General features: G+C 58.8%; 21 protein-coding genes. 8 read left to right on the plus strand and 13 right to left on the minus strand.

What is annotated here, in order from left to right; genetic code table 11:
- Together AB5Y86_RS10215 and AB5Y86_RS10220 are read right to left on the minus strand one after the other, a co-directional pair.
- Positions 1–314, minus strand: a 314-nt coding sequence (locus AB5Y86_RS10215; RefSeq protein WP_368192799.1) for a GNAT family N-acetyltransferase, incomplete at its 3' end; no start/stop codon positions are given.
- A gap of 137 nt (positions 315–451) precedes the next feature.
- Positions 452–733, minus strand: coding sequence for a putative quinol monooxygenase (locus AB5Y86_RS10220; protein WP_368192800.1), 282 nt, complete (start codon positions 731–733; stop codon positions 452–454).
- A gap of 540 nt (positions 734–1,273) precedes the next feature.
- Here AB5Y86_RS10220 and AB5Y86_RS10225 point away from each other — a divergent pair.
- The 6 genes from AB5Y86_RS10225 to AB5Y86_RS10250 all read left to right on the plus strand — a co-directional run bounded on the left by AB5Y86_RS10225 (position 1,274) and on the right by AB5Y86_RS10250 (position 7,250).
- Complete coding sequence (locus tag AB5Y86_RS10225) at positions 1,274–3,292, plus strand: reprolysin-like metallopeptidase (RefSeq protein ID WP_368192801.1); 2,019 nt, start codon at positions 1,274–1,276, stop codon at positions 3,290–3,292.
- Complete coding sequence (locus AB5Y86_RS10230; protein ID WP_236562117.1) at positions 3,289–3,618, plus strand: hypothetical protein; 330 nt, start codon at positions 3,289–3,291, stop codon at positions 3,616–3,618. Before AB5Y86_RS10225 ends, AB5Y86_RS10230 begins: the two co-directional genes overlap by 4 nt.
- A gap of 156 nt (positions 3,619–3,774) precedes the next feature.
- The gene (gene pdxH, locus AB5Y86_RS10235) at positions 3,775–4,413 is read left to right on the plus strand and encodes a pyridoxamine 5'-phosphate oxidase (RefSeq protein WP_368192802.1); all 639 of its coding nucleotides are present in this window, start codon (positions 3,775–3,777) and stop codon (positions 4,411–4,413) included.
- 36 nt (positions 4,414–4,449) lie between these two features.
- The gene (locus AB5Y86_RS10240) at positions 4,450–5,064 is read left to right on the plus strand and encodes a glutathione S-transferase family protein (protein WP_236280754.1); all 615 of its coding nucleotides are present in this window, start codon (positions 4,450–4,452) and stop codon (positions 5,062–5,064) included.
- Complete coding sequence (locus AB5Y86_RS10245) at positions 5,064–6,704, plus strand: GNAT family N-acetyltransferase (RefSeq protein WP_368192803.1); 1,641 nt, start codon at positions 5,064–5,066, stop codon at positions 6,702–6,704. Before AB5Y86_RS10240 ends, AB5Y86_RS10245 begins: the two co-directional genes overlap by 1 nt.
- 6 nt (positions 6,705–6,710) lie before the next feature.
- Positions 6,711–7,250, plus strand: a complete 540-nt coding sequence (locus tag AB5Y86_RS10250) for a GNAT family N-acetyltransferase (RefSeq protein WP_101529897.1) — start codon at positions 6,711–6,713, stop codon at positions 7,248–7,250.
- A gap of 96 nt (positions 7,251–7,346) precedes the next feature.
- Here AB5Y86_RS10250 and AB5Y86_RS10255 read toward each other — a convergent pair whose 3' ends face one another.
- From AB5Y86_RS10255 to AB5Y86_RS10305, 11 genes are all read right to left on the minus strand, one after another.
- Entirely contained in the window at positions 7,347–7,760 is a 414-nt protein-coding gene (locus AB5Y86_RS10255; RefSeq protein ID WP_368192804.1) for a hypothetical protein, read from the minus strand.
- Between the two features lie 183 nt (positions 7,761–7,943).
- Positions 7,944–9,074 carry a cupin domain-containing protein gene (locus AB5Y86_RS10260; RefSeq protein WP_368192805.1) on the minus strand — a complete coding sequence of 377 codons (1,131 nt, stop codon included), beginning with the start codon at positions 9,072–9,074 and terminating at the stop codon, positions 7,944–7,946.
- A gap of 139 nt (positions 9,075–9,213) precedes the next feature.
- The gene (purB, locus tag AB5Y86_RS10265; RefSeq protein ID WP_005334624.1) at positions 9,214–10,584 is read right to left on the minus strand and encodes an adenylosuccinate lyase; all 1,371 of its coding nucleotides are present in this window, start codon (positions 10,582–10,584) and stop codon (positions 9,214–9,216) included.
- 129 nt (positions 10,585–10,713) lie between these two features.
- Positions 10,714–11,328, minus strand: a complete 615-nt coding sequence (gene hflD / locus AB5Y86_RS10270; protein ID WP_005334622.1) for a high frequency lysogenization protein HflD — start codon at positions 11,326–11,328, stop codon at positions 10,714–10,716.
- A 23-nt stretch (positions 11,329–11,351) separates the two neighbouring features.
- Positions 11,352–12,458: a tRNA 2-thiouridine(34) synthase MnmA gene (gene mnmA, locus AB5Y86_RS10275; protein ID WP_005353619.1), complete on the minus strand. Its 1,107-nt coding sequence runs from the start codon at positions 12,456–12,458 to the stop codon at positions 11,352–11,354.
- Positions 12,459–12,615: 157 nt separating this feature from the next.
- Positions 12,616–13,107 carry an NUDIX hydrolase gene (locus AB5Y86_RS10280; protein ID WP_042082454.1) on the minus strand — a complete coding sequence of 164 codons (492 nt, stop codon included), beginning with the start codon at positions 13,105–13,107 and terminating at the stop codon, positions 12,616–12,618.
- Positions 13,107–14,030, minus strand: coding sequence for a 23S rRNA pseudouridine(2457) synthase RluE (rluE, locus tag AB5Y86_RS10285; RefSeq protein ID WP_368192806.1), 924 nt, complete (start codon positions 14,028–14,030; stop codon positions 13,107–13,109). Before rluE ends, AB5Y86_RS10280 begins: the two co-directional genes overlap by 1 nt.
- Positions 14,031–14,134: 104 nt before the next feature.
- Positions 14,135–14,902, minus strand: coding sequence for a PTS sugar transporter subunit IIA (locus tag AB5Y86_RS10290; protein WP_270660680.1), 768 nt, complete (start codon positions 14,900–14,902; stop codon positions 14,135–14,137).
- A complete protein-coding gene (locus AB5Y86_RS10295) occupies positions 14,902–15,207 on the minus strand; it encodes a PTS fructose transporter subunit IIB (RefSeq protein WP_005334611.1) in 306 nt (101 codons plus the stop codon). Before AB5Y86_RS10295 ends, AB5Y86_RS10290 begins: the two co-directional genes overlap by 1 nt.
- A gap of 219 nt (positions 15,208–15,426) precedes the next feature.
- On the minus strand, positions 15,427–16,833 hold the full coding sequence (gene uhpT / locus AB5Y86_RS10300; protein ID WP_005334609.1) for a hexose-6-phosphate:phosphate antiporter: 1,407 nt from the start codon (positions 16,831–16,833) through the stop codon (positions 15,427–15,429).
- 561 nt (positions 16,834–17,394) lie between these two features.
- Positions 17,395–19,302, minus strand: coding sequence for a fructose-specific PTS transporter subunit EIIC (locus AB5Y86_RS10305; protein WP_120415673.1), 1,908 nt, complete (start codon positions 19,300–19,302; stop codon positions 17,395–17,397).
- Between the two features lie 758 nt (positions 19,303–20,060).
- On the opposite strand from AB5Y86_RS10305, the gene AB5Y86_RS10310 reads away from it, so the two are divergent.
- Together AB5Y86_RS10310 and AB5Y86_RS10315 are read left to right on the plus strand one after the other, a co-directional pair.
- The gene (locus AB5Y86_RS10310; protein WP_368192807.1) at positions 20,061–20,564 is read left to right on the plus strand and encodes a NifB/NifX family molybdenum-iron cluster-binding protein; all 504 of its coding nucleotides are present in this window, start codon (positions 20,061–20,063) and stop codon (positions 20,562–20,564) included.
- Positions 20,565–20,599: 35 nt separating this feature from the next.
- Positions 20,600–21,586, plus strand: coding sequence for an SLAC1 anion channel family protein (locus AB5Y86_RS10315; RefSeq protein ID WP_368192808.1), 987 nt, complete (start codon positions 20,600–20,602; stop codon positions 21,584–21,586).
- Positions 21,587–21,589: the final 3 nt, after the last annotated feature.

Genomic DNA, 21,589 nt, shown 5'->3' on the forward strand with positions numbered 1-21,589 from the left:
GCGTAGACCGTCAACTCGAGTCGATCATATTGGGCTTTTAGGTGTTCGAGCAGTTGGCGACCCAGCCCGTGTGATTGGTGATCTGGGGAGATAAACAGGGCGGCGACAGACCCCTGATACCAGGAGATAAAGCCCAGTAGCTGTCCATCCTCCTCATAACCCCAGCTCTTGCTGGCGGGCAGGTAGATATCGCGCATCGCTGCCCGTTGCTCATGCCAAAAGGCGGCGGGAATAAAGTCGTGGGCTTGTACCGATGCCTGATACCAGAGCTCGACGGCGGCATCCAAATCGGTTATTAATAATGGGCGGATCATAGTGGCCTTAATAACAAAGAGTGGAAGTAACGCATGCTCGCTCAGCGCAGCGTAATCGGCATTCGTGGTAGCGAGAGGGGGGAGAGTTCTGCACAACTCCCGGTTCGCCACCTTTGCCAAAATGGCAAGGCTGTGATTTATGCAATCCCTGTTACCGTATAGTGTCGCTCGACATTGACGGTTATTTCCCCCCAACGGGAGGATTTGACTCTGGCTTGGTGCGCTTGAAAAGCTGCCTGATCAACAAACTCTTCGTATACATCGAATCGACAGGGATTGAGAGGATCTTGAGTCACCTTAAAGGTCAGGCAGCCGGTTTCCGCACGAGTTAAACAGATATGGGCATCAAGCTCACTCTTGACTATCGTAAGCTCGGAGAGAGGCACAATAATAAATCCCTGTAAAATCACTTTGCCCACATTATATCCCTTAATTTATATTAATGGTTTTTACTGCTCGTGGTTTATATTTTTGTGCGATTTACTTCAGTATTCAAGGTGGAGACAACATTCACCTCGACAGAGTATTTGTACCAATTTCTGTGGATCACCAGTCATTTTATATTCAGTATGGATAGTGTTTTATAACCTCACTATGGTATTCACATGCAGGTGTTTATTTCAAGTTATACTTAACTGGTTAATAAAAGATGGTGGTTCATTCGCAATAGAGCCATGTGGTTAATGTATCTAAGTTTATTTTAGCTATGAACAGTTATGTGATTTAGCAAAAAACACTTATTTGTCTATTTTAACTAAGCAGATACAGATAGCCTTCTTGTCAAGAGATGTATTCTAAAATTGACAAAAATGCGCAATGATAGGGGGGGCGAGGTTGGCGCAACACTCCCACTCGGGAATGGTGGAAAGTGCTGCTTCAGCTTTTTATTGATGTGGCCGAATAAAAATAAAATACAGGCCGCAATTCAGGCGATTGCATTAATACAAGGACTAAAAACAATGCATGTGACGAAATACTCCAGGGTGGCCTTGTTGATGGCCGGTTTGTTGGGCTCAACCAGCCTGATGGCCAGCGAGTGGCGCACGGTAGCCGCCAGAGCGACTGCGGAGCAAGGTTATGAGGTGCGGGCCAATCAGTTTCGGGTGGCCAAGGTGCCGCTCGACTATTTTGCCGGACTGCAAGCCGGGGCGAGTGAGCTGACCCTGCCGCTGCCCGATGGGGGGGAGGTTACCTTTGCTCTGGAAGCCTACGACTTGCTGCCTGCAGATCTCGCCGCCAAGTATCCGCAGATCCGCACCTTCAAGGGTTACAACCCGGTGCATCCGATAGAGACGGGGCGCTTCGATCTGGGACCGCAAGGTTTCCACGCCATGTTCAGCCATCAGGGCAAGATGGTGTTTGTTGATCCGCTGCGCAATGCCGAAGGCTACGCCGTCTATTACCAGCAGGATGCCCATAGTCGATTGGAAGAGGCGGCAGATGAGGTGATAGGGCCCAAGCTCAGCAAACTGGTGCGCAAGGTGCAAGTGGATGGCAATGTTCGCAAGCGCTACGTCATTGCTATTTCGGCGACAGGAGAATTTACCCAATACCACGGTGGCTCCAGAGCGCTTACCATGGCGGCGATTACGACCTTGCTCAACCGCGTCAATCAGGTCTATCAACGGGATGTGGGCGCCGAATTCGTGCTGGCCAGTGGCAATGACAACCTGATCTTTACCGATCCAGTCACAGATCCCTTCTACAACGGATATAACCCTAACTATGTGAACAATGTCAGCAGCATCTATGAAGCCAATGATGCCAACAAGAACGTGCTGGTGCAGGCCAACTATTTCACCAATATGCAGCTTGGCAACTTTGATATCGGCCATGTACTCAATACCGGTAGCGGTGGTCTGGCCGGTTTGGCAGTGCTTTGTACCAACGATAAATCGGGCGGGATGTCGGGGTCACCCACACCGGTAGGAGATGCCTTCTTCGTTGACTATGTGGCTCATGAAATTGGCCACCAGTTTGGTGCTGATCATACCTTCAACGGTACTACCGGGAGTTGCGGTGCTGGTACCCGGGTTGCGAGTCAAGCCTATGAGCCTGGTAGTGGCAGCTCCATCATGGCCTATGCCGGTATTTGTGGTGATGAGAATATCCAGACTCACAGCGACCCCTATTTTCATAGCAAGTCCATCGAGCAGATGCGTGCGCACATGGCGACCGTATCGACTTGCGGAACCACACTCTCGTTGAGCAATAATGCCCCGCAGGCAGCTGCAGGGGGGGACTATGTGATCCCTGCCAATACGGCCTTTATGTTAAAAGGGGCTGGTGGAGATCTGGATAATGATTCTCTGCTCTACAACTGGGAGCAGATCGATCTGGGTACTGAATCGAGCAGTGCCGCCACCATGATTGACGATGGCTCCCGGCCGCTGTTTCGTTTTGTCTCTCCCACGGCATCGTCGGAGCGGATCCTGCCGAGTTTGCCATCCCTGCTCTCCGGCACGCTTGCCAAAGGAGAGGCCTGGCCGACTACCAACCGGGATCTCAATTTCAGACTGACGGTGCGTGATGGTCAGGGTGGCGTTGCCAGTGATGACATGAAAGTGCAAGTGATCAATACCGGCGCGGCATTTCGCATCACCAACCCTTTTTACGGGGTGACTCTCACTCCGGGGGCCAGTCAGGCCGTAGCATGGGATGTGGCGGGCACAACTGTGGCGCCGATCAGTTGCAGTAAGGTGGACATCTCGGTGACTCAGGATGAGGGCGTAAGCTGGACAATGCTTGCCGCCGGACAACCCAATAACGGCGCAGCAACGGTAACGTTGCCTGCCGATCTCACCAGCAGCATCAGGCTGAAAGTGGCATGCAGCGACAATATCTTCTTTGCCATCAGTCCCCTCAAATTGCCTCTGGTACAAGGTGGCTCGACTTCAGGTGGCGGCGGTGGTGGCGGGGCGCTCGGATTGTGGACGCTGGCTCTGGCGCTGCTCGGCTGGCAACGGAGGCGCACATGAAGGGAGTCCCTCTGTTGCTGCTTGTCATGCTCGGCGGTTGTCAGGCCGATGCCAGCACGCTGGAACAGGAGCTGAGTGCAAACCTCGCCAGGCAGGATTACCGCCTGATAGTGATAGCCGGGCGGGGAGAGTTCGCCCCCGGTATTGCAGCCGAGCAGCAGGCAGAGGCCAAGGGGCGCTGTGGTGTGCGTTATCTGGACGGGTTGGGCGATGTGATAAGGCCCGGTCAGCAAGAGATACATGCCAAGTTGAGCGCTTACGCCAGCGAGTATAACCAGCAGATGCTGGCTCACTGTCCCTTGAAGCGCGCCGTCACCAGCCCGTGAGGTCCATATCGTAAATCACATGTCGTGAATCAACAGTGGGGAGGCAAGCGCCTCCCCACTGCGTTATGGCTTGTCACCGCAAGAGGGGCGGAGCACAATGCCTGCGTCACTCTCTTGATGGTCGTGGAACCATTATTTATTTGAAGGAAAATCAAGATGATGGATGTTGCTGATCTGCGCCGTGAATACTCCCGTGGCGGGCTGCACCGGGCCGATCTGCCGGCCGATCCGCTGGCGCTGTTCGAGAAGTGGTTGGCGCAGGCCTGTGAGGCCAAACTGACCGATCCCACCGCCATGGTGGTAGCGACGGTGGATGCCGATGGTCAGCCCTGGCAGCGTACCGTGCTGCTCAAGCACTACGACGCCCAGGGGATGGTCTTTTACACCAACATGGGCAGCCGCAAAGCGCACCAACTGGAAGGCAACCCCCGTATCAGCCTGCTTTTCCCCTGGCACACACTGGACAGACAGGTGCATGTGACCGGTCGGGTGGAGAAGATGAGCACTTTCGAAGTGATGAAGTATTTCCACAGTCGTCCCAAGGATAGCCAGATCGCTGCCTGGGTCTCCAAGCAGTCGACCCGCATATCGGCCCGCGGCGTGCTGGAGGCCAAGTTCCTCGAGCTCAAGCAGAAGTTTGCCAATGGCGAAGTGCCGCTGCCGAGCTTCTGGGGCGGATTCCGGGTGGTGATCGAGACGGTGGAGTTCTGGCAGGGGGGCGAGCACCGGCTGCACGACCGCTTCTACTACACCCGCGACGGGGATGGCTGGCATATCGAGCGTTTGGCACCCTGAGCGCGCTGTTCAAATCCGTTTTCACAAGGAGTGTGTATGCGTCTGTATGGTGATCTGCGTTCCGGCAACTGCTACAAGGTGTGGCTGCTGGCCCGCTGGCTGGATCTGCCCCTTGAGTGGGTAGAGGTGGATATTCAGGCGGGGGATACCCGTACCCCCGCATTTCTGGCCAAGAACCCCAACGGCAAGATCCCGGTGCTGGAGATTGGCCAGGGCGATATGCTGGCGGAATCCAATGCCATCCTCTTCTTTCTGGGGCAAGGCAGTGCCTTGTGGCCAACCGATCCGCGCCAGCAGGCCGAGGTGCTCAAATGGATGTTCTTCGAGCAGTACAGCCATGAGCCATACATCGCGGTGGCCCGCTTCATCGTTCACTATCTCGGCCGCCCCGAGTCCCAGGAGGCGCGGCTCGACGGGCTGAAAGCCGGTGGCGAGAAGGCGCTGGCGGTAATGGAGCAGCAGCTGAAACAGAGCCCCTACCTGTGCGGTGATGCGCCGACCATCGCCGATATCGCCCTTTATGCCTACACCCACGTGGCAGAGGAGGGGATCTTCTCCTTGCAGGGGTGGCCCGCTATCCGTAGCTGGATCGCTCGTATCGAAGCCCATCCCCGCCATCTGACGCTGCCAGTGGCCTGTCAGGCCAGCTGATGGAACTGCTGATCGAGGCCAGTCTGTGGCTACCGCAGTGGACTACGCTGTTGCAGGTCTGGCAGCAGCAGGGTCATCGCTGGCAGCTGCTACTGGGCAAAGAGGCGGCCGCCGCCCTCGAGCAAACCGATGTTCCCTGGGCGAGCAGCCCTCCTGACGGGGTGCTCTGCCCGGGGGTTCTGCTGGCCGCCTGGCTCGATGGGGATCTGCTGGCGGATTTTCATGTTGATCCCAGCCGCCAGATCCTGATCAGCGCCTCTACCTCCCTATTGACCCTCGCCAGGGAGCAGGGACTGCTCACCCTTGGCCCTGTGGGGGCCGATCTGCCGCTCACCCCCGAGGCCGATTTGGGCGCCGTGCTTAATCGCTTGCTGGCGCGCCGCGTGACGGTACCGACCCTGGCTGAGGTGCATCCGCTATCAGGCGTCGTGCTGCGACCACTGCAGGCCGCCGATGAGCGCGAGATAGTGCGCTACTGCAGCGACGAGGCGCTGGCCCGCTACACCCTCAATATTTCTCACCCCTATCCGCCGGAGGGGGCCCGCGACTGGCTGGCGCTCAGCTGGCGCAAAGCGGCGCTTGGCCTTGGCTGGAGCTGGGCCATCACCTTGCCAGAGGAGCAAGGTGCGGCGTTGCTTGGGGTGATCTCCCTGCACTGGAATGGCGAGCTCGCCTGGTGGGTGGGCGTGCCCTGGCAAAATCGCGGTCTGGCGACCCGGGCCGCCAGCTTGGTCAAGGGGTTCGCCTTTGACCAACTGCAACTGCCTGCGCTGACGGCTCGCCATATGCCAGACAATTTAGCCTCCGGCCGGGTGATGGCAAAAGTGGGCATGCACTATCGCGGGCGGTGCCATATCAGCGGTCGCCAGCCGTGTGAGGTGAGTTACTGGCGACTGGATCGCGCACCCTCCTTACCCAATCCCTTGGCCGAGGAGATTGCCTGCTGGCTTGCTGATGAGCGGATCGCCGTGGTGATCCTGTGGGATCCTGTAACGTTGGATCGGCAGAGTGCCAACGGCAAGCTGGCCATCTCGCTCTTTGTGGATGAGAGGGGCGCGGGGGAGGAGTCCTGCTCTATTCGCTGCCCGCTGCATCTTGAGAGGTTGCTGGCGCTGCACTGTTATCCCGTCGATCTGCTGGAGCAGGCCGAACCGGAGCAGTTGTTCCATCTTGGCGGCGTCTTGCTGAAAGACAGGGATGAACAGGGGCTGGCGTGGTTGCTGCAACTGGCCGCGCTGCAGCGTCAGGGGCCTGAGCTGCTCAGCCGCGAGGAGCGCGCATCACGGCGCCACTGGTTCAACCAATTGATGGCGCAGGCGCTGGGCGGCAACGGTGACTCGTCGCAAATACGCTATCAGCAGTTACGGCTGCTGGTGGAGCTGCCGGAGCTGGTCGATGAGCTGGATGGCTGTTGGCATCAAACGCCCGAACTGACCTTTGAGCGGTTGGCGCGGGAGGCTCCCGCCCTTTGGCAGGCCTACAGCGAGGCGATGAACAGGGTCACCCCGGCTACGCTAACCGCCTTGCAGCTGCAGTTTGCCGCTCGTTTTCCTGAGTGCACCCTCCCATTTTTGGACAAAGGTACTCAGAATGACCAGCCGTTGTGTGGAATAATGCCCGCTCTGCTGTACGAGGAGTAATACCTGATGTTGAGAACCGAGCGCCCCGGTGACATGCTGCCGGTTTATGAGCTGCTGAGTGCCGCCTTCGGTCGTTCCGATGAGGCCGAACTGGTCAACCGCCTGCGCGAATGTGGTGCTGCCGTAGTGACCATGGTCGAAGAGGAAGAGTACGAGTTCATGGGGCACCTGATGCTAAGCCCGATCACCATTAACGGCATGGAAGGGCCCTGGCTCGGTCTGGCGCCGGTCGCGGTTCATCCCGACTGGCAAGGTCAGGGGATTGGCTCTGATCTCATCCGTGAAGGGCTTGATACGGCGCTTGAGATGGACTGGAAAGGGGTGGTTGTACTCGGGGATCCGGCCTATTACAGCCGTTTCGGTTTCCGCCCGGCTAGCGAGTTTGGCCTGCACTGCATCTATGAGGTGCCTGCCGACTGCTTTATGGCGATGGAGCTGCAGGAGCGCGGTTTTGCGGGTGTGCAGGGTGAGGTGCTCTATCACCCCCTGTTTGATGAACTTCCCGACGAGCTGCCGGACGCGCAGGCAGAAGCGTCCCATTTCTAGCGAGAAGTTGCAGCGACAAGCTATAACGAAAGAGCCCTCATCGAGGGCTTTTTCAGTTTATATCAGTCCCTGCCGGGCTTATTCGAGCAAATAGACTCAGGCAATGATATCGAGCTGAGTGCCCTTGCGATTATCTTCGCCCACCATGTCACCCATCTGCTGGGCGAGCGGGCTCTGCTGGAATTGCATGTAGTCGCTCAGATTCTGCTGGCGCTGGTAGCGAGTCGCAGCCTGATACATATCAGCCGTGCTCGGGCCCGACTTGCTGTCGCTCTCCTGACCGGTGGCCTCCAGGTAGCGCTCCACCACGGCTTTATCTTGCTGGTTAGCCGTATAAGAGACCGCCATGGTTCTGCGAGCCGTTGCTCTCTCTTCGCTCTGTGCCTGTAATTCATCCTTCTTGATCAGCGCTTCGTTACGGGCCTGACTGACCTGTTCGGGCGTGACAGCCGGAGAGGAGGGATATTTGCCGTAATCGGGCAGCGGCATGGGCCGGGAGGTGATTTGCATGGTGGCGCTTCTCTTGTGAACAGGGACGGACGCATGATATCCATCCATTTTAGTTCAATAAATCACCACCTGTCGGTTCATCAAGAGTGGGTTCAGCTTCGCGCATCGATTGTTAATTGAACCGCCTCTGAGTGACAAAAAAGGCGCCATAAGGCGCCTTTTTATCCTTCAGTTACCGCCGGATCAGTTGAAGAACCAGTAACCGCGGTTGACCAGACGGGTCAGCAGTTGCAGGAAACCGGCCTGATCGGCCAGTTCCACCATGTCGGCCTGAGTGATGATGTCTTTGTCACACAGGAGCGAAATGGCTGCCGCGTCTTCGCTCTGCAGCGTCCAGGCTTCGCCGTCGATGAAGCACTGCTGGCTCTCGCCGCTGAACCAGACGGTGCGCAGACCCGGTACCTTGATGGCGGGCTCGCCCTGGGTCAGCAGGTCGGCTACCTCCTCGGCACTATAGTCCGGCTCGACCGGATTGACGTCGAGATCGTGCTTGGCCTCGGAGATCATGGTGCCGAACCACTCCTTGAACAGGGTCTCGTCATCGAGGGCCTGCTGCATCAGCTCGCGCAGACGGTGCAGCTCGTGGGGCAGGATCTCGCCGTGACGGGCGCGGGGCTTGAGATCGGCATCGCCGTAACGCTCGGTACGCACCTCGTTGTCGATCAGGTGATCGGCAAAGGAGGAGATAAGCGCTTTGGCATCCGGTGCGCGGAAACCCACCGAGAAGTTCATGGAGGGCTCGATGGCGTAGCCTTCGTGGGGGAATCCGGGCGGAATGTAGAGAATGTCACCCGGCTCCATGATGACGTCGATGATCGCCTCGAACGGCTCGCAGTGCAGCAGGGCGGCGTGGGCGGCAAACTCGTTGAGGGGCTTGGCATCGCCGACTCGCCAGTGGCGTTTGCCCAGACCCTGGGTGATGAAGACGTCGTAGTTGTCGATGTGGGGGCCGACACCCGCATGGGGGGTGGAGAAGCTCACCATCACATCGTCAAAGCGCCAGCCCGGAATGAACTGGAACGGCACCGCCAGCTCGTTCACCTCGGGAGCCCAGTGGTTGCAAGCCTGTACCAGAATGGTCCAGTTCTCTTCGCCCAGATGGTCGTAGGATTCGAAGGGGCCGTGGGCCGCATCCCACTTGCCGTCGAAACGGGTGACGAGGCGGGACTCTACCACCTCTTCCATGGCCAGACCGGCCAGCTCGTCCGGGCTGATAGGGTCCTGAAAGTCCTTGAAGCCGCCCTTGATAAGGAGCGGGCGCTTCTGCCAGTAGTGCTCGAGGAAGTGAGCGATATCCAGATTGAGTTCGTACATGCTGTTTCTCGTGTCTCGCAAAGAGGTTTTGCCCAAGGCGGGCTTGGGAAAAGCCACTCGGGATCCTGCCGTGGCAGGGAAAATAACAGGGGCCCTGTGGCATATCGTGCACAGGGCCCCTTCGTCACTGCCGGTTGGCTTACTTCAGCAGATCAACCAGACGCTGGGCGTCACCGATGTAGTTGGCCGGGGTCAGCTTCTTCAGCTCAACCTTGACCGCTTCCGGCAACTCCAGGGTGTCGATAAAGGTACGCATCCCTTCGGCATCGACGCGGCGACCACGGGTCAGCTCCTTGAGCTTCTCGTAGGGCTTCTCGATACCGTAGCGGCGCATCACGGTCTGGATCGGCTCGGCCAGCACTTCCCAGTTGGCATCCAGATCGGCGGCCATGGCGGCGTCGTTGGCTTCCAGCTTGGAGATGCCCTTGAGGGTCGCCTGATAGGCAATCAGGGAGTAACCCACCGCCACACCCAGGTTGCGCAGTACGGTCGAGTCAGTGAGATCACGCTGCCAGCGGGAGATAGGCAGCTTGCTGGCCAGATGCTGGAACACGGCGTTGGCCAGACCCAGATTGCCTTCGGAGTTCTCGAAGTCGATGGGGTTGACCTTGTGCGGCATGGTGGAGGAGCCGATTTCGCCGGCGATGGTGCGCTGCTTGAAGTGACCCAGCGAGATGTAACCCCACACATCGCGGTCGAAGTCGATCAGGATGGTGTTGAAGCGGGCCATGGCGTCGAACAGCTCGGCGATGTAGTCATGCGGTTCGATCTGGGTGGTGTAGGGGTTCCAGGTCAGGCCGAGGGAAGTCACAAACTCCTCGGAGAACTGGTGCCAGTCAACATCCGGGTAGGCGCTGAGGTGGGCGTTGTAGTTGCCGACTGCGCCGTTGATCTTGCCGAGGATCTCCACCGCCATGATCTGCTTGAACTGGCGCTCCAGACGGTAGGCGACGTTGGCCATCTCCTTGCCCATGGTGCTCGGGGTCGCCGGCTGGCCGTGGGTGCGGGAGAGCAGCGGCATGTCACGGTACTCGTGGGCGAGACGCTTGAGCTCGCTGATCAGCTTTTCGCAATAAGGCTTGATGACCTCTTCGCGGGCGGTTTTCAGCATCAGACCGTGGGAGTTGTTGTTGATGTCTTCCGAGGTGCAGGCGAAGTGGATGAACTCGCTGACAGCCGCCAGCTCCGGGTTCACTTCGACTTTCTCTTTGAGGAAGTACTCCACCGCTTTCACATCATGGTTGGTGGTGCGCTCGATCTGTTTGATGCGGGCGGCGTCACTCTCGTTGAAGTTGCTGACGATGCCGTCGAGCAGGGCGTTGGCGGCCGCGCTCAAGGCAGGGACTTCCGGGATCCCGGCGTGGCTGGCCAGTTTTTGCAACCAGCGCACCTCGACTTCGACGCGAAAACGCAGCAGGCCGAATTCGGAGAAGATAGGGCGCAGGGCATCGGCCTTGTCGCCATAACGACCGTCAATCGGGGAAACAGCAGTCAGCGCGGACAGCTCCATGGGGTGAACTCCTGATGATTTGTGTGGGGGATCCGTATCCACTCGCGCGTGGGGCTGAGTCGTCATCAAGGCGGATGTGCGGCTGTTCACCCTGATGTTGACCTCGCTGGCCCGCGCGCGAGCCGATGATTAGTAACGTTTGGCCAGCTCCACCATCTTCTTGCGAGCGAAGATGATCTGGGTGCGGCTGCCACCGAGCTGACGCCACAGCACGCAGGCACGAATGCCTGCCAGCAGCAGGGCGCGCACCTTGTGCTGCACCAGCGGTTGCTGCAGGAACAGCGGGGTACCCGCCACCTGGATGCGCGGCCCGATGGGGCTGATAAGATCGCTGTAGATGCTCGCCATGTTGGCCAAAATCTGCTCGTCGAGCAGATCGAAGTGCTGTTGCTGGCGGCCAATCTGGCTGATCCGCTCACCCAGCATATTGAGAATGTCCTTGCGCTTGGCCAGCTTGCGCTCCAGTGCAATCAGGCTTACCACGTAGCGGGTCAGCTCGGCATTCTTCTGGCTGCCGTCGGCACCCAGCTGCTCGACCAGCGCACGGTAGCCGTCGCGAATGGCCAGATGGGTGTTGTTGAACACCTCGAGCGGCTGGCTCGGGTTGGTCACCAGAATGCTGGAGAGGCTCTCGCGCAGGGCCGCCTCGTCACAGCTGCCGTCTCGGGCCACCTTCTGCACCAGATACGCGGCCTGGCAGATGCCGGCAAAGGCCATTGTTCTGTCTTGGAATTTATCGCTCACGTCTGCTGCCTTCTGTTAAGGATTCAAACCGGATGGCTGAAACGTTGTTCGATGATGCCGCCGCCCAGACACACTTCCCCGTCGTAGAAGACGGCGGACTGGCCCGGGGTCACTGCAGCCTGCTTCTCGTCGAAGATGACCCGGATGGTCTCGTCGTCGATGGGCTGGATCAGGCAGGGGATATCCTGCTGGCGGTAGCGTGTCTTGACGGTGCAGCGACGCGGCTCGCGGATCGGAGTGCGATCCACCCAGTGCAACTGGCTGGCAATCAGGCCATCGGAGTAGAGGCGGGGATGTTCGCCCTGCGCCACCACCAGCACGTTGCGCTCGACCTCTTTGTCGACCACGTACCAAGCCTCTTCGGTGGCATCTTTGCGACCACCGATGCCGAGCCCCTTGCGCTGGCCCAGGGTGTGATACATCAGACCCTGATGCTCGCCGATCACCTTGCCATCCACGGTCTCGATTTTACCGGGCTGGGCGGGCAGGAACTTGGCCAGGAAGTCCTTGAACTTGCGCTCGCCGATAAAGCAGATACCGGTGGAGTCTTTCTTCTTGGCGGTGATGAGATCCAGCTGCTCGGCGATGCGGCGCACCTCGGGCTTTTCCAGATCGCCAACCGGGAACAGGCTCTGACCCACTTGCTTCTCGCTCAGGGTGTAGAGGAAGTAGCTCTGATCCTTGTTGGTATCGAGACCGCGCAGCAGGCGCGGGCGGCCGGTGCTGTCGTCACGGCGCACATAGTGGCCGGTGGCGATGTAGGTGGCGCCCAGCTCTTCGGCGGCAAATTCGAGGAACGCCTTGAACTTGATCTCCTTGTTGCACAGGATATCGGGGTTTGGCGTGCGGCCAGCCTTGTACTCTTCGAGGAAGTGCTCGAACACGTTGTCCCAGTACTCGGCCGCGAAGTTGATGGTGTGGAGTTTCATCCCCAGCTTGTCGCAGACGGCCTTGGCATCAGCCAAATCCTGGGCGGCAGAGCAGTACTCGTCCGTGTCGTCTTCTTCCCAGTTCTTCATGAACAAGCCTTCGACCTGATAGCCCTGCTGCTGGAGCAGGTAGGCCGAGACGGAAGAATCCACGCCGCCGGACATGCCGACGATCACCTTGATTTGGCTGTTGTCTGTCATTAGTCGAAGTTACCAGTTCGTTTAAACGGGGCGTATTCTACCAGAGTTTTGCGCCCCCGGTCACATATCCATGCCGCAGTTCCCATCAGGAGCCTGATAGCAGGAAATCGTTTTTCTGCTGTTGGCCTTTGTCACCGAAAAAGAGTGTCAAATGGCCTCAGATAAAGGCCTTGAGGGCCGAGAGCGGCAGCCGTGTCCCCGCCAGATAATCCTGAATGCACTGCCACACCAGGGGGCTGCGCAGGGCCGGTTTGCATTCCGCTATTTCTTCCAGCGTGAGCCAGTGGCAAGCCAGCACATCGCCGTCAGGATCCTCTGGATGGTGCTGACCCGGCGCTTTTTCAAGGTCGAAGATGATGGCGGTGCGCACATAGGTGGCTTCGCTGTCGGCCGGTTTGAACAGATAGGTACCAAGCCAGGCGGTCGGCGTAGCGGTCAGACCCGTCTCTTCTTTCAGCTCGCGGCAAGCCGCTTCAAGCAGGTTTTCCCCCGGCTCCACATGGCCGGCGGGTTGGTTGAAACGGCGCTGGCCTTTTATCTCCTCTTCCACCACCAGAAAGCGGCCCTGCCACTGCACCAGGGCGGCGACCGTCAGGCGCGCCTCCATGCGGGCGTGGCTGGTGGTCGATTGCTCTGCCTGATTGCTCATCATGACTCCTTGTCGTTGCTATTGGGATTGTCCGCTCGGGCCGGTCGACGTGCCGTTCCTCGACCACTGCTGCGGGGTTTGCCGCCGGTCGGGTTCGTGGCTGCGCGCTCGGTTGGGTGAGTGCTGCGGGGACGCTCGTCCCGTCTCGGCTGGCTAGCCCGCCGTGGCGCCTCCCCTGCCGGTTTGGCCGGTTTGGCGGTATGAGCGCCTGAACGGGATGAGGAGGGACGCGGGCGGCTGTTGGAGAGCGGCGTCAGCTCGGGGGCGGGCAGGCTGCGGCTCTCGCCGGGGGCTAGTCCATCCAGGGTCCAGTCGCCGATGGCGTAGCGAATAAGGCGCAAGGTGGGGTGGCCGATATGGGCGGTCATCCGACGCACCTGGCGGTTGCGCCCCTCGATGATCTTGATCTCCAGCCAGCTGGTGGGGATCTCCTTGCGCTCGCGGATCGGCGGATTGCGCGGCCACACCGCAAGTTCATCCATGATGCGCGCCCCGGCGGGCAGGGTCATGCCGTCGTTGAGCTCCACACCGGCGCGAAGGGCGGCCAGTTGCTCCTCGCTCGGGATCCCTTCCACCTGCACCCAGTAGGTCTTGGGGGTCTTCTCCCCCGGCTGGGTGAGGCGCGCCTGCAGCTTGCCATCGTTGGTGAGCAGCAGCAGCCCCTCGCTGTCGCGATCGAGCCGCCCTGCAGCATAGATGCCGGGCTCTTTGATGTAATCCTTGAGGGTCTCGCGGCCCGCCTCGTCGGTGAACTGGCAGAGCACCATATAGGGCTTGTTCAGCAGGAGCAATTTGCGATCCGCTGGGGCCAGCTCCGGTTTGCGGGGGGATGCATGGCGGGGTGCGGCTGGTTTGGCCGCCGTGCGCGGGGCGTTATCGCGCGGCGCGCGGCTGACAGAGAGACGGGAGCGGGGAGATTTCATCGGATACACACTTCAGACAGACGATGGCAGCGAGTGTACCACAGGGTGCTGAGGGCTGGATGAATGGCTGGCGTTACAGCAAGCAGTGCCCAGAGCCAATTCGCCTAGCTCAGCAGGCTCTCGATGATGATAGCCTGACGGGCGGGGGGCGAGCCCGCCAACAGCAGGGCGTGGCTGACCACATCGTCGATCATCGCCTGCGCCAGTCGGGTAAGGGGGCGCAGGGTCTCCCGTCCGCTACCAACCGGCACCGCCAGCAGAATAATGGTCTGCACCGGCCCGATTTGAGAGCCCCACTCGATGGGCTCCTTGCAGCTAAGCAGGGCCAGCGTTGGCTGGCTGATCCCTTCGCTCAATACATGAGGCATGGCAAGGCCGGGGCGGATGATGGTGGCCGAGACCTGCTCGCGCCGCTCCACCGCGGCGGTCAGTGTGGCGCGGTCGGTGATCAGCTCGGCGGGCAGCAGATCGATCAGATGCTCGAGGGCTTCGGCCTTGGTCAGCGGCTCTGGGCTATGGGCCAGTTGGCGCAGGGCAAAATGGTAGTCGGGCAGCGCGTTGGCCAGTCGCAACTCCGCCAGCGCGGCGGTGCGCGGGCGCACCAGCGGTTGACCCAGCTCCCCGCACCAGCAGGTGAAGGCCATGTGGGCCAGCTCGGCATCGCACCCTTCAATCTGCAACTGGCAGAGGTCGCCTGGCTGGGTGGCGAGGGTCAACAGGGAGAGCTGGTTGCTGGCGGCAACGGTCTGGCGCCGGGTGAGGTTGGCGCAGCGGATGGTGGATTTGAACATCCCCGCCAGCCGGTTCAACTGCTTGGCCTGGGTGATGCTCAACCCCTGCTGGCAGTAGAAGGTGATCTCGCGGGTCAGCATCAGGCCGGGATCGGCAGGGCCTTGAGTACGGCGTTGGCATCCAGCAGCACGGTTTCCAGTCTCACCTGATGGATGGTGCAGCCGAGGAAGCGCTCTTTCTGCTCAATCTCGATATCGGAGGCAATCAGCACCAGGTCGGCGCTGGCAATATCGCGGGCGGTCAGCATGTTTTCCATGCCCATGGCGCCCTGTGTCTCGACCTTGATCTTGAGTCCCAGCCCAGTGGCGGCTTTTTGCAGGGCATCGGCAGCCATATAGGTATGGGCGATACCGGTCGGGCAAGCGGTGACGGCGACGATCTTCATCTGCTCTCTGTGATGCTGACAAGGGGGAGCAACAAGATAGCGCCAGCGGGGGGCTTTTACCAAAAGCGCATATGAAAAGTGGGATCTTGATGGGGATATGCCCGTCCCTTGAACGGCTGTGCAGGCTCATGCCGGGCCAGTCGGGTGTCTGGTTGCTCTAAACAACAAGGGCCCCCCCTGTGGGTGGCCCTGAACAATCTGCGTCTGTTGTTATGGCTATCAGGCGGTCTGGGCGGCCAGCTCGGCGGCTTTCAGTTCGCGCTTGATGCGGCGGATCTTGCGCTCCTCGGCGACCGCGACACAACCCATCAGTACCAGACAGGCGGCGGCTGCGATGTCCAGCGCCGCGAAGGTGCCGGTCCAGCCGGTCAGACCGAAGATGGGGGTGCCATCGGCGATCATGCCCAGACCCAGCTTGGCGAAGCTGTCACCGATGAGGTAGGCGAAGGTGCCCTTGACGCCATCGGCCACGCTGATGCCCTGCTTGGGGACGAAGCCCACGGCGGCGACGCCGATCAGCAGTTGCGGACCAAACACCAGGAAGCCCAGGGTGAACAGGGAACCCAGGAACATAAACTGGGTAGTCGCATGCTGGTAGAGACCCAGGGTCGCGATGATCAGCGCCAGCGCCACGCAGGCAACCAGACCACGACGGCCATTGGCCAGATCGGAGAGGTAACCCCACATCAGGGTGCCGACCAGTGCGCCCACTTCGAAGAAGGTAAAGCCCTGAATAGCCACGTCTTTGGAGAAGCCCAGCTCCTGGTGGGCATAGACGGTAGACCACTGGTCGATACCGATACGCACCACGTAGAGGAAGATGTTGGCAAAGCAGAGCAGCCAGATCACCTTGTTGAGCAGCACGTACTTCACGAAGATCTGCCACTTGGTCAGCTTCTGCTCTTCGGTGGCGATATCCTCTTCGCTCGCCACTTCGTCAAACAGCTCTTCCACCTTGCCAAGACCATAGGCTTCCGGTGAATCGCTACCAAAGCGCAGGCCGATAAAGCCGACGATCAGCGCGATGATGGAGGGGAAGATAAACATGCCGAGCACGTTGCCATCAAACAGGTAGTTGGCACCGAACAGCGCCACACCGGCCGCACCGGCACCGCCCACGTTATGGGAGAGGTTCCACATGCCCAGATAGGTGCCGCGCTTGTTGCGAGGGGTCCACTTGGTGATGGTGGAGTAGCTGCACGAACCGCCACAGCTCTGGAAGAAACCGCTCAGCGCATAGAAGAAGATCATGAAGTAGAGGCTGAAACCGGTGCCGCCCATGCTGGCACTGAAGCCCAGCATGCAGAGCGCGGAGAGGATCAGCATCAGCGGCAGGAACTGCTTGGTGTTCTTGCCATCGGCGTAGTAGGAGACGATGGTCTTGCCCACCCCGTAGGTGATGGAGAAGCCAAGGCCGATCATGCCAAGCTCGGTCATGGAGAGACCGTACTCCTGGATCATGTCATTTTGCGCAATGTTGAAGTTCTTGCGGATCAGATACATGGTCAAATAGCCAATAAATACAACCAGATAAGATTGCATAAACGGCTTGAACCAGAGCTTGCGCCGGGCTTCGACCGGCAGGTCGAGGGTGGGGACCCGGACCTGTTGGAGCAATTTCAACATCTTCGTTCATCCTCTGCGAGATAGACGGTATTTCCGCCGCGCCCCTCATTTGTAGATAGGTTGTTCGAGGTCACGCCACGGAAGGGGGAACGGAACGTCGGGGCTGTCAGCCGTTGCTGCGCTCGACGCTCCATCCATATAAACCCGGGCCCGGCACGGGATGACGGGGCACATTGCCCATCGCGGTGCGGGTCACGACATCAGGTGGGGTGACTCTAATAAGAGGGGCAAAAAATGGCTTGAGAGCCATCCCTAGTGGGGCTAGGAAATTTTCCTAGTTTTTGCGCTTTCGCGGACAAAGCGTGAGAAACATCACACCGCTGACGCCAGATTGCTGCCATTTCAGCCAGTTTGGCGCTCTGTGTGAGTGCTGGGCTGAGGAGGGGAGAGGCAAGAAGGGATCCAAGTAAAGGAAAGGGGAGAGACGAGGAAGAGTGCTTGTTGACCACTCTCGGGGGGCGATTTTGGGAAATACGGCCCGCCAGCCATCCCAAAAACAAGAGGCCACCCCATGGGGTGGCCTCTTTTTATGCTCGACGAGCCGACATGGCGATGGAGGCCTCAGGCCGCCTTGGCCAGAGTTACCTCATCGCTCTTTTTGACCCGCAGTTTTTTCAGGGCAACCGCGACCACGCCGGTGACGATGGCACCGCAGATCATGCAGAGCAGGGCCAGCAGCGGCTTGTTGACCGCACCCAGCAGGGCCACGATGGGGCCACCGTGGGCAACGCTGTTGGTAATGCCAAACAGGAAGGCCATCACAGCGGCGGTCATGCTGCCCAGAATGTTGGCCGGGATAACGGCCAGCGGGTCACGGGCGGCGAACGGAATCGCACCTTCGGAGATCCCCACCAGACCCATGGCGCCGGCGGCTTTGCCCGCTTCGATTTCAGAGGCATCGAAGATACCCAGCTTGCGACCGAGCACGGTAGCCAGCGACATGCCTAGCGGCGCAGCCGGGATGGCGCAAGCCATGGCACCCATAAACTGGGTCTGACCGGAGGCGATCATGCCGACCGAGAACAGGAAGGCCACCTTGTTGACCGGGCCACCCATATCAAAGCCGGCCATACCCCCCAGCACGATGCCCAGCAGCACCAGACTGCCACCGCTCATGGAGAGCAGCATGGCGTTGAGGCCGGTCATCATGTCGGCAATGGGGGCACCGATGATGAAGATGAAGACCGCAGCGATAAACAGGGAACCAACGATCGGGGCGATCAGGATCGGTACCAGCGGCTGCACCATCTTGTGGTACTGACGGGTGGCAATCCAGCGCACCAGATAACCGACCAACAGGCCCGCGATGATGGCACCGATAAAGCCGGTACCGGCATCCGCGCCGTAGAAGCTGCCGTTGTTGGCGATCCAGCCGCCGATAAAGCCCGGTGCCAGCGCCGGACGATCGCCGATGGCGTAGGCGATATAGCCCGCCAGTATGGGGATCATCAGGGTGAAGGCGGCCACGCCGACGTTGAGGATCTGGTTCCACATGCTCCCTTCCGGGATCTGCATGCCGCTCGGGGTCGGGTTGCCGCCGATGGCCAGTGCCAGCGCAATCAACAGACCGCCGGTCACCACGAACGGGATCATGTGCGATACACCGTTCATCAGGTAGCGATAGAGATCGGAACTGCCACCCGCGCTCTTCTCTTCACCCTTTTTATCTTCTTTGCCAGCCACATAGGCGGGGGCTTTCAGGGCCTGCTCGATCAGACCCTTGCCATCCTTGATGGGGGCCTTGACGCCGGTCTTGATGAGGGGCTTGCCAGCGAAGCGGGCCATGTCCACCTGCTTGTCACAAGCCACCACGATGGCGGTGGCGCGGGCGATCTCGTCCGCGGTCGGGCTGTTCTTGACGCCGATGGAGCCGTTGGTCTCCACCTTCACCTCATAACCCAGCTCCTTGGCGGCGCGCTCCAGCGACTCGGCAGCCAGATAGGTGTGGGCGATACCGGCCGGGCAGCCGGTGACACCGATGATAAAGCCCTTGCTGGTGGTCGGGGCCGCGCTCTGCTCCTCTTTCTTGGCCAGCAGCAGCGCCAGCGCATCGGCCGGAGTTTTCGCCGCCAGCAGTTTGGCGATAAAACCCTCTTCGATCAGCTTGCCGGAGAGCTCGGCCAGCACCTCGATATGGTGGTTGGCGCCGCCATCGGGGGAGGCGATCATGAAGAAAATATGGGACGGCTTGCCATCTTCGGCGCCGTACTCGATGCCGTTGCGGCTGATGCCGATGGCGACCGCCGGGTTGCATACCGCTGCACTCTTGGCGTGGGGCAGGGCCACGCCCTCTTCAAAGCCGGTGTTGCCCAGCTCTTCGCGGGCCCACAGATCTTTGATAAAGGCCTGCTCGTCGCTGACCTTGCCTTGCGACGCCAGCAGGCGGGCCATCTCGGTGAAGACCTCTTCCTTACGCGTCGCTTTCAAATCGAGGTTGATCAGATGTTCATTGATCAAGGTGGTGATCATAGCGCTCTCCCCGCTTCCGGTGACGGAAGCTATGCGTGAGTACGTATCGACGTACTGGATAAAAATGACCTGATCATTATCGCGGCTCGCCCGCCCCCTCCCTATCGGATAAATGTGCTAATCACTGGATTTTTGTGCGCATTAAAACGCGATGTGATGAAGATCCCGTTTTCAGGCAGGACTCGCCATTTTCAGCCGATCATCCATTTTTTCTTTAAAAACAGACAAATGTATTGATGTCAGGCTCGCCGTCAGGTTTGTGATGCGCCATATCAATAAATTAATCATCAGCGGGGTCTGGATTTATATGTGGTTAAACGGTGCCATCAGATGTGACCCTTCTCACAAAAAGTCGCCATTTCGCCGGGCGGATTAGGATTTTTATGCGCCACTTCTCCCCCTGCCTTTTGCCCTCGCGAATAGCGGGTTGGCGCGCCCTGGAATGATGCCAGGGCGAGCTTTAATGAGTCCCCAAACCTCTTCGTTGGAAAAAATAGTTTGTTGTATATGCTATAAACCGAGCGTATATATAGCATATGCCAATTACGGCGGCATCATGATCAGACGCTTATCGAGCCGAATGATGCGTGACTAAACCAGTAAAAGTTGATGCGTACGGCTCTTCATCTGGTTGCTGCAAGAGGCTGGGAACATGGCCATGCCAACCGGCAAGCCTGCGGGAAGATCCTGAACAAGGGGACGAATGCAGAGTGGCAAGGGGCAGGGCTGGAATATCAACAGTGATAGCAGGAGGTCAAATGACCATCATCACAGCCATTCCGATGAATGACGACCATATCGCAGGACATTTTGCCAAGGCAGAGCGCTTTGTATTCGTAGATGAACAGGGGATCACCCTGGCAGAGATCGCCAATCCGGTGGCAGGCAACGAGTGCAAAAGTGCGTTGGCGGAGCTGCTTCAGGCGCAGGGGGCCCGTCGTATCGTGTTGAAAAATATTGGTAGCAAGATGCTTGGCAAGCTGCTGGGCAGTGGGCTTGCCGTCTATCAGGCCAGTCAGGGGCGTCTCGCTATGGCCGACATGCTGAGCAATGAGTCGGGCAATCTGACCGAGCTGACATCCGCTGTACAGGGCAGTGCATCGCGCTGCGCCGAGGGGGCTGGCCATCACGGCAGGGGAAGCCGTCAATGCGCTCCCCGTGGCCGCCTTGGCAAAGGGGGTTGCTGCAAGTCAGCCTCCGGACAACAGCAGGGCTGTCAGGGCAACCGTCAGCGCAACCACAAGAAATGTTGTGAAGAGTAAGCACAACCGCTAGGTCGAACTGGAGGGGAAAGTTGATGGAAAACCTGAATCAAGAGGGTAAGCAAATCCCCTCCATAACCAAGATTGCACATATGCCTGTCACACTCTTTTCAATCATCATGGGGCTGACGGGGGCGGCGATTGCCTGTCGCAAGGCATTTCCGGATCTGCTGCTGTTGCAGTCGGCAGGGTTCCTGTTCGGGGTCTTGTCATCCCTGCTACTTGTGACGTTTCTGGTGATGTATGGCTGGAAAATTCTCAGACACAATGACGAGTTCCTGCATGAGCTGAAACACCCGGTCAGGATCAACTTCTTCCCGACCATCTCAATCAGCCTGCTGCTGCAATCCGCCTACTGGGCCAGCTGGCATGATGCGGCGCTGGCCCTCTGGTCGGTGGGCGCCAGCTTGCAGCTGCTCTTCACCCTCTACATCATGAGCAACTGGATCCATCGCGACCATTTCACAATCACACACACCAACCCGGCATGGTTTATACCGATTGTCGGCAATATTGTGGTGCCCCTGGGTGGCATGCCGCTTGGCTTTCACGAGATCAGCCTGTTCTTCTTCAGCATTGGCCTTATTTTCTGGTTCTCTCTGCTGACCATAGTGCTCTATCGGCTGTTCTTTCATGAGAGTATGCCCGAGAAGCTGATGCCTACCATGTTTATTCTGCTGGCACCGCCTTCCATCGGATTTATCTCGTATAGCGAAATAGCCAGCTCCAGCGATCTGTTTGCCCATGTCATTTATTATTTTGCGCTGTTTGTATTTATCTTGCTGATGTACAACACCCTCACTTTTTTGAAACTGAAATTTTTTCTCTCTTCGTGGGCGTACTCATTTCCACTGGCGGCATTTTCCGCAGCCTCGGCCATGTTTGCCGACGCAACCGGGAATATCATTCCATATTATCTGGCCAAAATAGTGGTGTGTGCCCTGATTGTATTGATCATCTGGTTAATCAGCATGACAGCGCAGTCATTCTATAAAGGTGAGATTTTCACACCGGAGAAATAACGT

The organism is Aeromonas sp. s8 (genome assembly GCF_040907785.1).
Taxonomy (GTDB): Bacteria; Pseudomonadota; Gammaproteobacteria; order Enterobacterales; family Aeromonadaceae; genus Aeromonas; species Aeromonas veronii.